The organism is Allobosea sp. AAP35, assembly GCF_001295925.1.
Classification (GTDB): domain Bacteria; phylum Pseudomonadota; class Alphaproteobacteria; order Rhizobiales; family Beijerinckiaceae; genus Allobosea.
This window is the reverse complement of the sequence record NZ_LJHQ01000060.1, coordinates 1-13170: the sequence shown is the minus strand read 5'-3', so window position 1 is coordinate 13170 and position 13170 is coordinate 1. Positions and strand designations below refer to the sequence as shown.

Sequence of the window (13170 nt, the reverse complement as noted above, 5' to 3'; positions counted from 1 at the left end):
ATCGCGATGGAAGAGAAGCTGCGCTTCGCCATCCGCGAAGGCGGCCGCACCGTCGGTGCCGGCGTCGTCGCCAGCATCATCGCTTGAAGAGGCCAATAGCGAATAGCGGGTGGCTTTATCTGCCACTCGCCACTCGCCGATCGCCATTCGCCTCAGGAAGAAAAGTACCATGAACGGTCAGAACATCCGGATCCGCCTCAAGGCGTTCGACCACCGCATTCTCGACGCTTCGACGCGCGAGATCGTGTCGACCGCGAAGAGGACGGGCGCCCAGGTCCGCGGGCCCATCCCGCTGCCCACGCTCATCGAGAAGTTCACGGTCAACCGCTCGCCGCACATCGACAAGAAGTCGCGCGAGCAGTTCGAAATGCGGACCCACAAGCGGGTTCTCGATATCGTCGACCCGACCCCGCAGACGGTCGACGCCCTCATGAAGCTTGATCTCGCTGCCGGCGTCGACGTCGAAATCAAGCTCTGATTTGTTTTAGCCGGGTCCTCTGCCTCCAGCGTTTTGGCTGGATGAGTATGACCCCAAGGGAAGGTATGCACCGATGCGTTCCGGTGTGATTGCACAGAAAGTCGGGATGACCCGCATCTTCACCGATGCCGGCGAACATATCCCGGTCACCGTGCTGAAAATCGATAACTGCCAGGTCGTCGCTCATCGCACGGTCGAGAAGAACGGCTATGCCGCCGTTCAGCTCGGATCGGGCCTGGCGAAGGTCAAGAATGTCTCGAAGGCGGAGCGCGGCCATTTCGCCGTCGCCAATGTCGAGCCCAAGCGCAAGGTCGTCGAGTTCCGCGTCAGCGATGATGCGCTGATCCCGGTCGGCGCCGAAATCACGGCGGATCATTTCGTCGTCGGCCAGTTCGTCGATGTCTCCGGCACGACGCTGGGCAAGGGCTTCGCTGGCGGCATGAAGCGCTGGAACTTCGGTGGTCTTCGCGCCACGCACGGTGTTTCGGTCTCGCATCGCTCGATCGGTTCGACCGGCGGTCGTCAGGACCCTGGCAAGACCTTCAAGAACAAGAAGATGCCCGGCCATCTCGGCGCCGAGCGCGTGACCACGCAGAACCTGCGCGTCGTCCAGACGGATGTCGAGCGCGGCCTGATCTTGGTCGAAGGCGCCGTCCCCGGTCATGCCGGCGGCTGGATCCATGTGCGCGACGCCATCAAGCGCGCTCTGCCCAAGGATGCTCCGCTTCCGGGCAAGTTCAAGCTGAATGGCGGCGATGCGCCGGCTCCCGCAGCCGAGACGGTTGAGGAGAACGCGTGATGAAGCTCGATATCACCACTCTCGAGGGTGGCTCGGCCGGCTCGGTCGAGCTCTCGGATGCGATCTTCGGCCTTGAGCCGCGCGCCGACATCCTTGCCCGCATGGTGCGCTACCAGCTCGCCAAGCGCCGCGCCGGTACGCACAAGTCCAAGGGCCGGTCGGAAGTCGACCGCACCCGCAAGAAGATCTACAAGCAGAAGGGCACCGGCGGCGCTCGTCACGGCGCGGCGTCTGCTCCGCAGTTCCGCGGCGGCGGCAAGGCTTTCGGTCCGATCGTGCGCGACCACGCTCACGATCTGCCCAAGAAGGTCCGTGCTTTGGCTCTTCGCCATGCGCTGTCGTCCAAGGCCAAGACCGGCGGCATCATCATCATCGATGACGCCAAGCTGTCCGAGCCGAAGACCAAGGTTCTGCTCGGTCATTTCGGCAAGCTGGAGCTCTCCAGCGCGCTGGTGATCGGCGGCGCCGAGATCGACACGAATTTCGGCCTGGCGGCACGTTCGATTCCGAATGTCGACGTCCTGCCGATCCAGGGCATCAACGTTTATGACATCCTGCGTCGCGACAAGCTTGTCCTGACCCGCGCGGCTGTCGATGCGCTGGAGGCGCGCTTCACATGAGCACGGCGAAGAATCTGGACCCGCGCCACTACGACGTCATTCGTGGCCCGGTGATCACCGAAAAGGCGACGATGCTCTCCGAGCATAACAAGGTCGTCTTCAAGGTCGCCAAGACCGCGACCAAGCCGCAGATCAAGGCGGCGATCGAGAAGCTGTTCGACGTCAAGGTGAAGAGCGTCAATACGCTCGTCACCGAAGGCAAGATGAAGGTCTTCCGGGGCCGGCTCGGCCAGCGTTCGGACGTCAAGAAGGCGGTCGTGACCCTCGAGGAAGGTCACTCCATCGACGTGACCACCGGCCTGTAAGGAAGGATCGCAAACCATGGCTTTGAAGCATTTCAAGCCGGTCACGCCGAGCCTTCGCCAGCTCGTGATCGTCGACCGCAGTGAGCTCTACAAGGGCAAGCCCCTGAAGGTGCTGACGGAGGGCAAGTCGTCCTCCGGCGGCCGCAACAATCTCGGCCGCATCACCGTCCGCTTCCGCGGCGGTGGACACAAGCGGACGCTGCGCCTGATCGACTTCAAGCGTCGCGGCAAGGATGGCATCCCGGCCGTCGTCGAGCGGCTGGAATATGATCCCAACCGCACGGCGTTCATCGCGCTGATCAAGTACGCCGATGGCGAGCAGGCCTATATCCTGGCCCCGCAGCGCCTCGCCGTCGGCGACAGCGTGATCTCGGGTCCGTCGGTCGACGTGAAGCCCGGCAACGCCGCCCCCATGGGCTCGCTGCCGATCGGCACGATCGTCCACAATCTGGAGCTGAAGATCGGCAAGGGCGGGCAGCTTGCCCGGTCCGCCGGCAACTACGCCCAGATCGTCGGTCGCGACCAGGGCTATGTCATCATCCGCCTGAATTCGGGCGAGCAGCGCCTGATCAGCGGCCTGTGCTATGCTACGGTGGGCGCGGTTTCGAACCCCGACCACATGAACCGGAATGACGGCAAGGCCGGGCGCTCGCGCTGGCTCGGTCGTCGCCCGCATAACCGCGGTGTCTCGATGAACCCTGTCGACCATCCCCATGGCGGCGGCGAAGGCCGCACCTCGGGCGGTCGTCACCCGGTTACCCCCTGGGGCAAGCCGACCAAGGGCAAGAAGACCCGCTCGAACAAGCGGACCGATACGTTCATCGTGTCGAGCCGTCACGCCCGCAAGAAGAAGAACTGAGGTCCGTCATGGCGCGTTCGCTTTGGAAAGGTCCGTTTGTCGACGGATACCTTCTGAAAAAGGCCGAGGTTGCCCGTTCGGCGGCCCGGTCTGAGGTTATCAAGATCTGGAGCCGTCGCTCCACGATCCTCCCGCAGTTCGTCGGTCTGACGTTCGGCGTCTATAACGGGCACAAGCATGTGCCGGTGAACGTGTCCGAGGAAATGGTGGGCCACAAGTTCGGCGAGTTTTCGCCGACGCGCACCTTCCACGGCCACGCCGCCGACAAGAAGGCGAAGAGGAAGTAAGCCATGGGAAAAGCATCAGCCCCCCGTGCGCTGCCTGAGAACGAAGCCGTCGCGATCGCTCGCAACCTTCGCGTCTCGCCGCAGAAGCTCAACCTCCTCGCCCAGCTCATCCGCGGCAAGAAGGTCTCGACCGCGCTTGCCGATCTCGAGTTCTCGCGCAAGCGGATCTCGCTGGATGTGCGCAAGTGCCTGCAGAGCGCGATCGCCAATGCCGAGAACAATCATGATCTCGACGTCGACGATCTCGTCGTGGCCCAGGCCTTCGTCGGCAAGGCCCTCGTGATGAAGCGCTTCCATGCCCGCGCCCGCGGTCGTGGCGCCCGCATCCTGAAGCCGTTCGCGAACATCACGATCATCGTGCGCGAAGTCGCCGCGGCCAAGGCCTGAGGAGAGAACGATGGGTCAGAAAATCAATCCGATCGGGCTTCGCCTCGGCATCAACCGTACCTGGGATTCGCGCTGGTTTGCGCAGAAGGGCGAGTACGGCAAGCTCCTGCATGAGGATATGGCGATCCGCGCCTCCCTCATGAAGATGCTGAAGCAGGCCGCGATCTCCAAGATCATCATCGAGCGCCCGCACAAGAAGTGCCGCGTCACCATTCACTCGGCTCGTCCGGGCGTGGTGATCGGCAAGAAGGGCGCCGATATCGAGAAGCTCCGCAAGTCGGTGATGAAGCTGACCAAGGCGGATGTGACGATCAACATCGTCGAGGTGCGCAAGCCCGAGATCGACGCGACGCTGGTCGCCGACTCGATCGCGCAGCAACTCGAGCGTCGCGTTGCGTTCCGCCGCGCCATGAAGCGGGCCGTTCAGTCGGCCATGCGTCTGGGCGCCGAGGGCATCCGCATTAACTGCTCGGGCCGTCTCGGCGGCGCTGAGATCGCGCGTCTGGAATGGTATCGCGAAGGTCGCGTGCCGCTGCACACGCTGCGCGCCGATGTGGATTACGGTGTCGGCACCGCCTTCACCACCTATGGCACGTGCGGCATCAAGGTCTGGATCTTCAAGGGCGAGATCCTCGAACACGACCCGATGGCCCAGGACAAGCGCATGGCAGATGAGGGCAGCCGTTCCGGCGGTGGCCATCGTCGCGAGCATGCATAAAGGCTGATCGAGAAAAGCCATGTTGCAACCAAAAAAGACGAAGTTCCGCAAGCAGTTCAAGGGGCGCATCGCTGGCGTCGCCAAGGGCGGCACGGATTTGAACTTCGGCCAGTTCGGCCTGAAGGCCCAGGAGCCCGAGCGCGTCACCGCGCGGCAGATCGAGGCGGCCCGCCGCGCGATCACCCGTGCGATGAAGCGTGCCGGCCGCGTCTGGATCCGCATCTTCCCGGACGTTCCGGTGTCGAAGAAGCCGACCGAAGTCCGCATGGGCAAGGGCAAGGGCGCGCCTGAATTCTGGGCAGCCAAGGTCAAGCCGGGCCGGATCATGTTCGAGATCGACGGCGTGCCGGAAGAGACCGCTCGCGAGGCCATGCGCCTCGGCGCGGCCAAGCTGCCGATCAAGACGCGCTTCATCCAGCGCATCGCCGAGTAAGGGAGGACAAGATGAAAGCTTCGCAACGCCTGTCCGACCTGACCGCCATGAGCGTGGACCTGCTCCAGGACGAACTCCTGAAGCTCAAGAAGGAGCAGTTCAACCTGCGCTTTCAGAAGGCCACCGGCCAGCTCGAAAACACCGCCCGGGTGACCGAAGTCCGCAAGGACATCGCCCGCATCAAGACGCTGCAGCGGTCCAAGACCGTCGCGGCGAGCGCCTGAGGAGTCAGACAATGCCGAAGCGCGTGCTGCAGGGCGTCGTCGTCAGCGACAAGCAGAACAAAACTGTTGTGGTCAAGGTCGAGCGGCGCTATACGCACCCTCTCCTCAAGAAGACGGTTCGCCGTACCAAGAACTATCACGCCCATGATGAGGCGCAGGTGGTGAAGGTCGGGGATCAGGTCTGGATCGAGGAGTCCAAGCCCATTTCCAAGCTGAAAAGCTGGGTTTTGCTCGACGGCGCCCCCAACAAGGCGTAGGTCGTCGCGGTCTTCGCCGCCCGGTTCTTTCGGGCAGCGGGGAGGGCGGAATACGGAGTCGGGCATGTCAGCCGCAAGAGTGCGTGGCACTTTTGCGGTTCGTGCTTTGTTTTGAGGCCAGGGGGCGATCGACCCCCGTCAGTCGTAGTCCCGAAGGCGCTGATGCTTTCGGGAAACCGCGCTGATACACACTGGAAGGATCAAGGCCATGATCCAGGTGCAAACGAATCTCGAGGTCGCGGATAATTCCGGCGCCCGTCGCGTGATGTGCATCAAGGTTCTCGGCGGGTCGAAGCGGCGCTATGCCCGCATTGGCGACATCATCGTCGTCTCGATCAAGGAAGCCATTCCCCGCGGCCGCGTGAAGAAGGGCGACGTCATGAAGGCGGTCGTCGTTCGCACCGCCAAGGACGTCAAGCGCGCCGATGGTTCGGTGATCCGGTTCGACCGCAACGCGGCCGTGCTGATCAACAACCAGAAGGAGCCTGTCGGCACCCGTATCTTCGGACCGGTTCCGCGCGAATTGCGCGCCAAGAACCACATGAAGATCATCTCGCTTGCGCCAGAGGTGCTGTGATGGCTGCGAAAATCAAGAAGGGCGACAAGGTCGTCGTGCTGGCCGGCCGTGACAAGGGCAAGGCTGGCGAAGTGCTCCAGGTCATCCCGAAGGATGCCCGCGCGATCGTGCGTGGCGTCATGATGGTCAAGAAGCACACCAAGGCTTCGGCGCAGTCTGAAGGCGGCATCATTTCCAAGGAAGCCACCATCGACCTGTCGAATCTCGCCGTGGCCGATCCCAAGGATGGCAAGCCGACCCGCGTCGGCTTCAAGGTCCTGGATGATGGCCGCAAGGTCCGTTTCGCCAAGCGTTCGGGGGATCTGATCGATGGCTGAGAACCAGCAGGCGGCGCTTACGCCGCGCATGAAGCAGCATTACGAGGACGTCGTTCGTCCGGCGATGATCGCCGAGTTCGGCTACAAGAACGCTATGGAAGTGCCGACCATCGAGAAGGTCGTCATCAACATGGGCGTTGGCGAAGCGACCGCCGACCGCAAGAAGGTCGACAACGCCGCCGGCGACCTCGCCCTGATTGCCGGCCAGAAGCCGGTCATCACCAAGTCCCGCCTCGCCATCGCCGGCTTCAAGCTGCGCGAGAACATGGCGGTCGGCTGCAAGGTCACGCTGCGCAAGACCAAGATGTTCGAGTTCGTCGACCGTCTCGTCACCATCGCGCTTCCCCGCGTTCGTGACTTCCGCGGCCTCAACCCGAAGTCGTTCGACGGGCGCGGCAATTTCGCGCTCGGGATCAAGGAGCACATCGTGTTCCCCGAGATCAACTACGACAAGGTCGACCAGGTCTGGGGTATGGACGTGATCGTCTGCACGACTGCGAAGTCGGACGACGAGGCACGCGCCTTGCTCAAGCACTTCAACTTCCCGTTCCGGCAGTGAACTTAAGCGTTCATACGCGGAAACCAGGAGAGATCGATGGCTAAGAAGAGCTCCGTCGAGAACAACAATGCCCGCAAGCGGATGGTGAAGAAATTCGCCGGCAAGCGCGCGCGGCTTCTCGCGATCGCTAATGACGAAAGCCAGTCCATGGACGAGCGGTTCCTCGCTCGCCTCAAGCTGGCCGAACTGCCGCGCAACTCGGCCCCTAACCGCGTGCGCAATCGCTGCGAAGTCACGGGGCGTCCGCGCGCCGTGTACCGCAAGCTGAAGATGTCGCGCATTGCGCTGCGCGAGCTCGGCAACAAGGGGCTGGTTCCCGGCCTCGTCAAGTCGAGCTGGTGAGGAGTACGCATCGTGATCATTGATCCGCTTGGAGATATGCTGACCCGCATCCGCAATGCGCAGATGCGGCGCAAGTCGCGCGTTTCGACGCCCGGTTCGAAGCTGAGGGCCCGTGTCCTCGATGTGCTTCAGTCCGAGGGTTACATCCGCGGCTACACCCAGACCGAGTTCGGCAATGGCCGGACCGAGTTCGATATCGAGCTGAAGTACCATGAGGGACTGCCGGTCATCCGGTCGATCTCGCGTGTGTCCAAGCCCGGCCGCCGCGTCTATTCTTCGGTGGAGACGATGCCCCGCGTGGCCGACGGCCTTGGCGTGACCATCATCTCGACACCGAAGGGTGTGATGCCCGATCATCTTGCCCGCGAGCAGAACGTGGGCGGCGAAGTGCTTTGCAAGGTCTTCTGACCTTCCGCGCCGCTCGTTTTCAGGAGAAATCCAATGTCTCGTATCGGTAAGAAGCCTGTTCCGGTTCCCGCTGGCGTCACCGCCAACGTCGCCGGCCAGCTCGTCAAGATCAAGGGCGCGAAGGGGGAACTCTCCTTCACCGTGCCCGATGACGTTTCGGTCGCCATGGAGAATGGCGAGATCGCGGTTCAGCCGCGTTCGCAGAGCAAGCGCGCTCGCTCGCTCTGGGGCACTTCGCGTGCCCGCATCGCCAATCTCGTGCTCGGCACCACGTCGGGCTTCGAGAAGAAGCTTGAGATCAACGGCGTCGGCTACAAGGCCGCCGTCAACGGCAAGGTTCTGAAGCTCTCGCTGGGCTACAGCCACGACATCGACTATGCGATCCCGGAAGGGGTTGCGATCGTGACGCCGAAGCCGACCGAAATCGTCATCACCGGCATCGACAAGCAGGTGGTCGGCCAGACCGCCGCCGAAATCCGCGACTATCGCGGGCCCGAGCCCTATAAGGGCAAGGGCGTCAAATACGCCGGCGAATTCATCTTCCGCAAGGAAGGGAAGAAGAAGTAACCGCCATGAGCAAGCAGACAGACAACACTGCGCGCCGCAAGGCCCGCGTCCGCCGCGCGATCAAGGCTGTTGCCAATGGCCGCGCCCGCCTTTCGGTGCATCGCACCGGCAAGCAGATCTATGCCCAGATCATCGACGACGTGAAGGGCGTTACCGTCGCGTCGGCCTCGAGCCTGGACAAGGACATCCGCACCGACATCAAGTCGGGCGCGAATGTCGAGGCGGCTGCGACGATCGGCAAGTTGATCGCCGAGCGCGCCGTCAAGGCGGGCGTGAAGGACGTGGTCTTCGACCGCGGCTCCTATATGTATCACGGCCGCGTCAAGGCGCTGGCCGATGCGGCCCGCGAAGCTGGCCTGAACTTCTGAGTTCTGCTACCCGGCCCCTGCAGTCGCGCTCACCAGCGCGGGGCAGGGGCCGAGCCCCGTTTTTGAGACGTCGTTCCGTCAGGAACGCTCGAGCGAGCGGCGCAGGGCATGGACCCGGCGGCCGCGCAAGTAAGAGGAAAGACAATGGCGAGAGAGCCTCGTGATCGCGAAGAGCGCGATTCAGAATTCGTGGACCGTCTGGTCCACATCAACCGCGTCGCCAAGGTGGTGAAGGGTGGTCGTCGCTTCGGCTTCGCCGCTCTCGTCGTCGTCGGCGACCAGAAGGGCCGCGTCGGCTTCGGTCACGGCAAGGCGCGTGAAGTGCCGGAAGCCATCCGCAAGGCGACGGAAGCCGCCAAGCGCGGCCTGGTCCGCATCCCGCTGCGCGAGGGTCGCACCCTGCATCATGACGTCCAGGGCCGTCACGGCGCCGGCAAGGTCGTGCTGCGTGCGGCTCCGGCCGGTACCGGCATCATCGCCGGCGGCCCGATGCGCGCCGTCTTCGAGGCGGTCGGCATGCAGGACGTGGTGTCGAAGTCGCTCGGTTCTTCGAACCCGTACAACCTCGTTCGCGCGACGTTCGACGCGCTGAAGAACGAAGACAGCCCGCGCGGCGTCGCCGCGCGCCGCAACCTCAAGGTCTCGGCCCTGCAGACGCGTCGCCGCGATGCCGGCACCGACGCCGCTGTCGAAGCGTGAGGTGGCAATCATGGCAACGTCAGACACCAAGATGGTCGTCGTCGAGCAGATCGGCAGCCCGATCCGCCGCGAGGCTTCGCAGCGCCAGACCCTGATCGGTCTGGGGCTCAACAAGATCCGCCGGCAGTCGACCCTGGTCGATACGCCGTCCGTGCGGGGCATGATCGATAAGGTCAGGCACCTCGTGCGCGTCATTGACGCGAAGTGAGGGGTATCGTTCGATGAAACTCAACGACATCCGTGACAACGAAGGCGCGCACAAGTCGCGCATCCGCGTCGGCCGGGGCATCGGCTCCGGCAAGGGCAAGACTGGTGGTCGTGGCGTCAAGGGTCAGAAGGCCCGCTCCGGCGTCGCGGTCAAGGGCTTCGAAGGCGGCCAGATGCCGCTGTATCGGCGCCTGCCCAAGCGCGGCTTCAACAACCTGTTCGCCAAGGATCTGAACGAGGTCAATCTCGGTCGCATCCAGCAGGCGATCGAAGCCGGCAAGCTCGACGCCAACGGCGCGGTCACGATCGAGGCGCTCGTCGCCGCTGGCGTGATCACCCGTCAGGCCAAGGACGGCGTCAAGATCCTCGGCGTCGGCGAACTCACCACGAAGCTCGCCTTCGAGGTCTATGGCGCGTCGAAGTCGGCCGTCGAGGCGATCGAGAAGGCTGGTGGTTCCGTCAAGATCCTGGCGGCTGCCGCTTCACAGGCGTGAGCGCAACGCTTACATGACGAATCGCGAACGGCGGCCGGGCCAGAAGCCCTGGCCGCCGTTTCACTGTTTGACCGGGCGCAGACCAGCGCGCTCATGGATCTGAAGACCAAGGACCGGACGCATGGCATCGGCGGCTGAACAGCTTGCTTCAAACCTGAACTTCGGGGCGTTCGCCAAGGCGGACGAGCTGAAGAAGCGGATCTGGTTCACCCTTGGTGCGCTGATCATCTACCGGATCGGAACTTACATCCCGCTGCCGGGCATGAACCCGGATGCGGTCGCCGATCTGTTCAGGCAGACGCAGTCGGGCGTGCTTGGCCTGTTCAACATGTTTTCGGGCGGCGCCGTCGGCCGGCTTGCGATCTTCGCGCTGGCGATCATGCCGTATATCTCGGCCTCGATCATCATCCAGCTGCTCTCCAGCGTCGTTCCGACCTTCGAGGCGCTGAAGAAGGAAGGCGAGCAGGGCCGCAAGGTCCTCAACCAGTATACGCGCTACCTGACGCTCGTGCTGGCCGTGTTCCAGGCCTATGGGATCGGCGTGGGCCTGCAGGGCTCGGGCAATCTCGTGCTCGAGCCGGGCCCGTTCTTCCTGCTCTCCACGACGCTGACGCTGGTTGGCGGTACGATGTTCCTGCTCTGGCTCGGCGAGCAGATCACCAGCCGCGGCATCGGCAACGGCGTCTCGATGATTATCTTCTCGGGCATCATCGCCGAGTTCCCGTCCCAGCTCGCCCAGACGCTCGAACTTGGCCGCCAGGGCGCGATCTCGACGGGGCTCCTGCTGCTGATCCTGGTGATGGCGATCTGCGTCATCGCCTTCGTCGTGTTCATGGAGCGCGCGCAGCGACGCCTGCTGATCAATTATCCCAAGCGCCAGGTCGGCAACCGGATGTATGAGGGTCAGACCTCGTTCCTCCCGTTGAAGCTCAACACTGCCGGCGTGATTCCGCCGATCTTCGCATCTTCGCTGCTGCTGCTGCCGACCACGATCGCGAGCTTCTCGCAGGCGTCGGGCGGCACCGGCTTCCTGTCGATTGTCGCGACCTATCTGGCGCATGGCCGGCCGCTGTTCATGATCCTCTACGCGGCGCTGATCATCTTCTTCTGCTTCTTCTACACCGCGATCGTGTTCAACCCGACCGAGACGGCCGACAACCTCAAGAAGCATGGCGGCTTCATGCCGGGCATCCGTCCGGGCGAGCGCACCGCCGAGCATATCGACCGCGTCCTGACGCGCATCACGGTGCTCGGGGCCGGCTATTTGACTATCGTCTGTCTTATCCCGGAGTTCATGATCACCTATGCCCAGATCCCGATCATCCTGCTTGGCGGCACTTCGCTGCTGATCGTGGTGACGACGACGATGGATACCGTGGCGCAAGTCCATGGACATCTGCTGGCCCATCAGTATGAGGGGCTGGTGAAGAAGGCCAAGCTGCGAGGGGCGAAGCGCTGATGCGTATTATTTTCCTGGGGCCGCCGGGGGCGGGCAAGGGCACTCAGGCTGCGCGTATCGTCGCGAAGCACGGCATTCCCCAGCTCTCGACCGGCGATATGTTGCGCGCGGCGGTGGCTGCGGGTACCCCGATTGGCGTCAAGGCCAAGGCCGTGATGGACGCCGGTGGTCTGGTCTCGGACGAAATCGTCATCGGCATCGTCGCCGAGCGCATCGAGGAGGCCGACTGCAAGAAGGGCTTCATCTTGGACGGGTTTCCCCGGACGCTGGCGCAAGCCGAGGCACTCGATGTCATGCTTGCCTCGAAGGGGTTGTCGCTGGACACGGTGCTCGAACTCAAAGTCGACCAGAGCAAGCTCGTCGGACGCATCGTCAAGCGCGCCGAGGAGGCGAGGGCGGCCGGGCAGCCGGTTCGCAAGGACGACGATCCCGAGGTCTTCACGGCCCGGCTCGACGCCTATAATCGCGATACAGCGGTGGTCACGCCCTATTATGCGGCGCGTGGCCAGGTCATCGAGATCGATGGCATGCAGCCGATCGACGCTGTGACAGCTGCGATCGAGACGGCGCTGCTCGGGCACTAAATTTGGAGTTGGCACGCTTCTTGGCGTCTGTGGGTTGACTCAGCGTCTTCAAGCGACTAACGACCCGAACTCCGGTTTCATGTCAGCGATGCCGTTACCTTCGTGAGAAGGAGCGACGTCGCATTCCCGCGTGGAACAGGTTCAACGCTTCGCAAAGGCCGGCCTCCACCGGCGCGAGGTCATCAATAACCGCCGCGGCGCCATTGGGCGTCGAACGGCCGACATGGAGAGATCATCATGGCACGTATCGCCGGCGTCAATATTCCGACCAACAAGCGCGTCGTCATCGGCCTGCAGTACATTCACGGCATCGGCCTGGCCAAGGCCAAGGAAATCTGCACCACGGTCGGCATCGCCGACGAGCGTCGCGTCAACCAGCTGACCGACGCCGAGGTTCTCCAGATCCGTGAAGCCATCGATCGTGACTACCTCGTCGAGGGCGATCTGCGTCGCGAAGTCTCGATGAACATCAAGCGCCTGATGGACCTTGGTTGCTATCGCGGCCTGCGCCATCGCCGTGGCCTGCCGGTTCGCGGTCAGCGCACGCACACCAACGCCCGCACCCGCAAGGGCAAGCCGAAGGCAATCGCCGGCAAGAAGAAGTGACGATCGCCACCGGCGTTCGTCATCCTCGGGCCTGACCCGAGGATCTCGTGACGAGGGCGCCACATGGCGCCTTCTCCTGCCTGGGATGCTCGGGGCGAGCCTGAGCATGACGGCAGAATACCTCTCCCCAGCGCCTGGCATCACGGGCGCGCTCGAAGGATGAAAGAAAGACTATGGCCAAGGAAGCCCAGCGCGTGAAGCGCCGCGAACGCAAGAACATCGTTTCCGGCGTCGCCCATGTGAACGCCTCGTTTAACAACACCATGATCACCATCACCGATGCGCAGGGCAACACGATCTCGTGGTCGTCGGCCGGCACGATGGGCTTCAAGGGTTCGCGCAAGTCGACCCCCTATGCGGCTCAGGTTGCCGCCGAGGACGCCGCCCGCAAGGCCGCCGAGCATGGCATGCGCACCCTCGAAGTCGAGGTCACCGGCCCGGGTTCGGGACGTGAGTCGGCGCTCCGCGCGCTGCAGGCCGCCGGTTTCACCGTGACCTCGATCCGCGACGTGACGCCGATCCCGCATAATGGCTGCCGCCCGCGCAAGCGCCGCCGCGTCTGAACCCGTTCCTCGAGGCGCCCGCACCGGCGGGCGCCTGTCCGGGGCGGCCCGCC

At 63.7% G+C, this 13170-nt stretch carries 25 protein-coding genes and 1 pseudogene; all 26 read left to right on the top strand.

Going from position 1 to position 13170, the window contains the following annotated elements; translation table 11 throughout:
* Positions 1-87: pseudogene (locus IP69_RS21555) on the top strand (elongation factor Tu); the annotation flags it as partial.
* A gap of 82 nt (positions 88-169) precedes the next feature.
* On the top strand, positions 170-478 hold the full coding sequence (gene rpsJ, locus IP69_RS18280) for a 30S ribosomal protein S10 (protein ID WP_043237115.1): 309 nt from the start codon (positions 170-172) through the stop codon (positions 476-478).
* Between the two features lie 73 nt (positions 479-551).
* Positions 552-1277: a 50S ribosomal protein L3 gene (rplC, locus tag IP69_RS18275; RefSeq protein ID WP_054144269.1), complete on the top strand. Its 726-nt coding sequence runs from the start codon at positions 552-554 to the stop codon at positions 1275-1277.
* Positions 1277-1897 carry a 50S ribosomal protein L4 gene (gene rplD / locus IP69_RS18270; RefSeq protein WP_054144268.1) on the top strand — a complete coding sequence of 207 codons (621 nt, stop codon included), beginning with the start codon at positions 1277-1279 and terminating at the stop codon, positions 1895-1897. The genes rplC and rplD overlap by 1 nt, the downstream gene beginning before the upstream one ends.
* Complete coding sequence (locus tag IP69_RS18265) at positions 1894-2202, top strand: 50S ribosomal protein L23 (RefSeq protein ID WP_054144267.1); 309 nt, start codon at positions 1894-1896, stop codon at positions 2200-2202. Before rplD ends, IP69_RS18265 begins: the two co-directional genes overlap by 4 nt.
* Positions 2203-2218: 16 nt before the next feature.
* Positions 2219-3061 carry a 50S ribosomal protein L2 gene (gene rplB, locus IP69_RS18260; RefSeq protein ID WP_054144266.1) on the top strand — a complete coding sequence of 281 codons (843 nt, stop codon included), beginning with the start codon at positions 2219-2221 and terminating at the stop codon, positions 3059-3061.
* An 8-nt stretch (positions 3062-3069) separates the two neighbouring features.
* On the top strand, positions 3070-3348 hold the full coding sequence (gene rpsS / locus IP69_RS18255; RefSeq protein ID WP_054144265.1) for a 30S ribosomal protein S19: 279 nt from the start codon (positions 3070-3072) through the stop codon (positions 3346-3348).
* Between the two features lie 3 nt (positions 3349-3351).
* Positions 3352-3735 carry a 50S ribosomal protein L22 gene (rplV, locus tag IP69_RS18250; protein WP_054144264.1) on the top strand — a complete coding sequence of 128 codons (384 nt, stop codon included), beginning with the start codon at positions 3352-3354 and terminating at the stop codon, positions 3733-3735.
* Between the two features lie 10 nt (positions 3736-3745).
* Complete coding sequence (rpsC, locus tag IP69_RS18245) at positions 3746-4453, top strand: 30S ribosomal protein S3 (RefSeq protein WP_054144263.1); 708 nt, start codon at positions 3746-3748, stop codon at positions 4451-4453.
* Positions 4454-4472: 19 nt separating this feature from the next.
* Positions 4473-4886 carry a 50S ribosomal protein L16 gene (gene rplP / locus IP69_RS18240; RefSeq protein ID WP_054144262.1) on the top strand — a complete coding sequence of 138 codons (414 nt, stop codon included), beginning with the start codon at positions 4473-4475 and terminating at the stop codon, positions 4884-4886.
* Between the two features lie 11 nt (positions 4887-4897).
* Positions 4898-5110 (top strand): 50S ribosomal protein L29, encoded by a 213-nt coding sequence (rpmC, locus tag IP69_RS18235; RefSeq protein WP_054144261.1) that lies wholly within the window; start codon positions 4898-4900, stop codon positions 5108-5110.
* An 11-nt stretch (positions 5111-5121) separates the two neighbouring features.
* Positions 5122-5367 carry a 30S ribosomal protein S17 gene (gene rpsQ, locus IP69_RS18230; RefSeq protein WP_054144260.1) on the top strand — a complete coding sequence of 82 codons (246 nt, stop codon included), beginning with the start codon at positions 5122-5124 and terminating at the stop codon, positions 5365-5367.
* A gap of 208 nt (positions 5368-5575) precedes the next feature.
* A complete protein-coding gene (rplN, locus tag IP69_RS18225) occupies positions 5576-5944 on the top strand; it encodes a 50S ribosomal protein L14 (protein ID WP_054144259.1) in 369 nt (122 codons plus the stop codon).
* The gene (gene rplX, locus IP69_RS18220; RefSeq protein WP_054144258.1) at positions 5944-6261 is read left to right on the top strand and encodes a 50S ribosomal protein L24; all 318 of its coding nucleotides are present in this window, start codon (positions 5944-5946) and stop codon (positions 6259-6261) included. Before rplN ends, rplX begins: the two co-directional genes overlap by 1 nt.
* Positions 6254-6820 (top strand): 50S ribosomal protein L5, encoded by a 567-nt coding sequence (gene rplE / locus IP69_RS18215; protein ID WP_054144257.1) that lies wholly within the window; start codon positions 6254-6256, stop codon positions 6818-6820. Before rplX ends, rplE begins: the two co-directional genes overlap by 8 nt.
* Before the next feature lie 36 nt (positions 6821-6856).
* Positions 6857-7162, top strand: a complete 306-nt coding sequence (rpsN, locus tag IP69_RS18210; RefSeq protein WP_054144256.1) for a 30S ribosomal protein S14 — start codon at positions 6857-6859, stop codon at positions 7160-7162.
* 12 nt (positions 7163-7174) lie between these two features.
* Complete coding sequence (rpsH, locus tag IP69_RS18205; RefSeq protein WP_082359449.1) at positions 7175-7570, top strand: 30S ribosomal protein S8; 396 nt, start codon at positions 7175-7177, stop codon at positions 7568-7570.
* Positions 7571-7603: 33 nt separating this feature from the next.
* Entirely contained in the window at positions 7604-8137 is a 534-nt protein-coding gene (gene rplF / locus IP69_RS18200) for a 50S ribosomal protein L6 (protein WP_054144254.1), read from the top strand.
* Positions 8138-8142: 5 nt separating this feature from the next.
* Positions 8143-8505, top strand: a complete 363-nt coding sequence (gene rplR / locus IP69_RS18195) for a 50S ribosomal protein L18 (RefSeq protein WP_054144253.1) — start codon at positions 8143-8145, stop codon at positions 8503-8505.
* Positions 8506-8649: 144 nt separating this feature from the next.
* Positions 8650-9204 (top strand): 30S ribosomal protein S5, encoded by a 555-nt coding sequence (gene rpsE / locus IP69_RS18190; RefSeq protein WP_054144252.1) that lies wholly within the window; start codon positions 8650-8652, stop codon positions 9202-9204.
* Between the two features lie 10 nt (positions 9205-9214).
* Positions 9215-9412 (top strand): 50S ribosomal protein L30, encoded by a 198-nt coding sequence (gene rpmD, locus IP69_RS18185; protein ID WP_054144270.1) that lies wholly within the window; start codon positions 9215-9217, stop codon positions 9410-9412.
* 13 nt (positions 9413-9425) lie between these two features.
* Positions 9426-9905 (top strand): 50S ribosomal protein L15, encoded by a 480-nt coding sequence (gene rplO / locus IP69_RS18180; protein ID WP_054144251.1) that lies wholly within the window; start codon positions 9426-9428, stop codon positions 9903-9905.
* A gap of 121 nt (positions 9906-10026) precedes the next feature.
* The gene (gene secY / locus IP69_RS18175; protein WP_054144250.1) at positions 10027-11364 is read left to right on the top strand and encodes a preprotein translocase subunit SecY; all 1338 of its coding nucleotides are present in this window, start codon (positions 10027-10029) and stop codon (positions 11362-11364) included.
* The gene (locus IP69_RS18170) at positions 11364-11948 is read left to right on the top strand and encodes an adenylate kinase (protein ID WP_054144249.1); all 585 of its coding nucleotides are present in this window, start codon (positions 11364-11366) and stop codon (positions 11946-11948) included. The genes secY and IP69_RS18170 overlap by 1 nt, the downstream gene beginning before the upstream one ends.
* Before the next feature lie 237 nt (positions 11949-12185).
* A complete protein-coding gene (gene rpsM, locus IP69_RS18165) occupies positions 12186-12554 on the top strand; it encodes a 30S ribosomal protein S13 (RefSeq protein ID WP_054144248.1) in 369 nt (122 codons plus the stop codon).
* Positions 12555-12727: 173 nt separating this feature from the next.
* Positions 12728-13117 (top strand): 30S ribosomal protein S11, encoded by a 390-nt coding sequence (gene rpsK / locus IP69_RS18160; RefSeq protein WP_054144247.1) that lies wholly within the window; start codon positions 12728-12730, stop codon positions 13115-13117.
* Positions 13118-13170 lie beyond the last annotated feature (53 nt).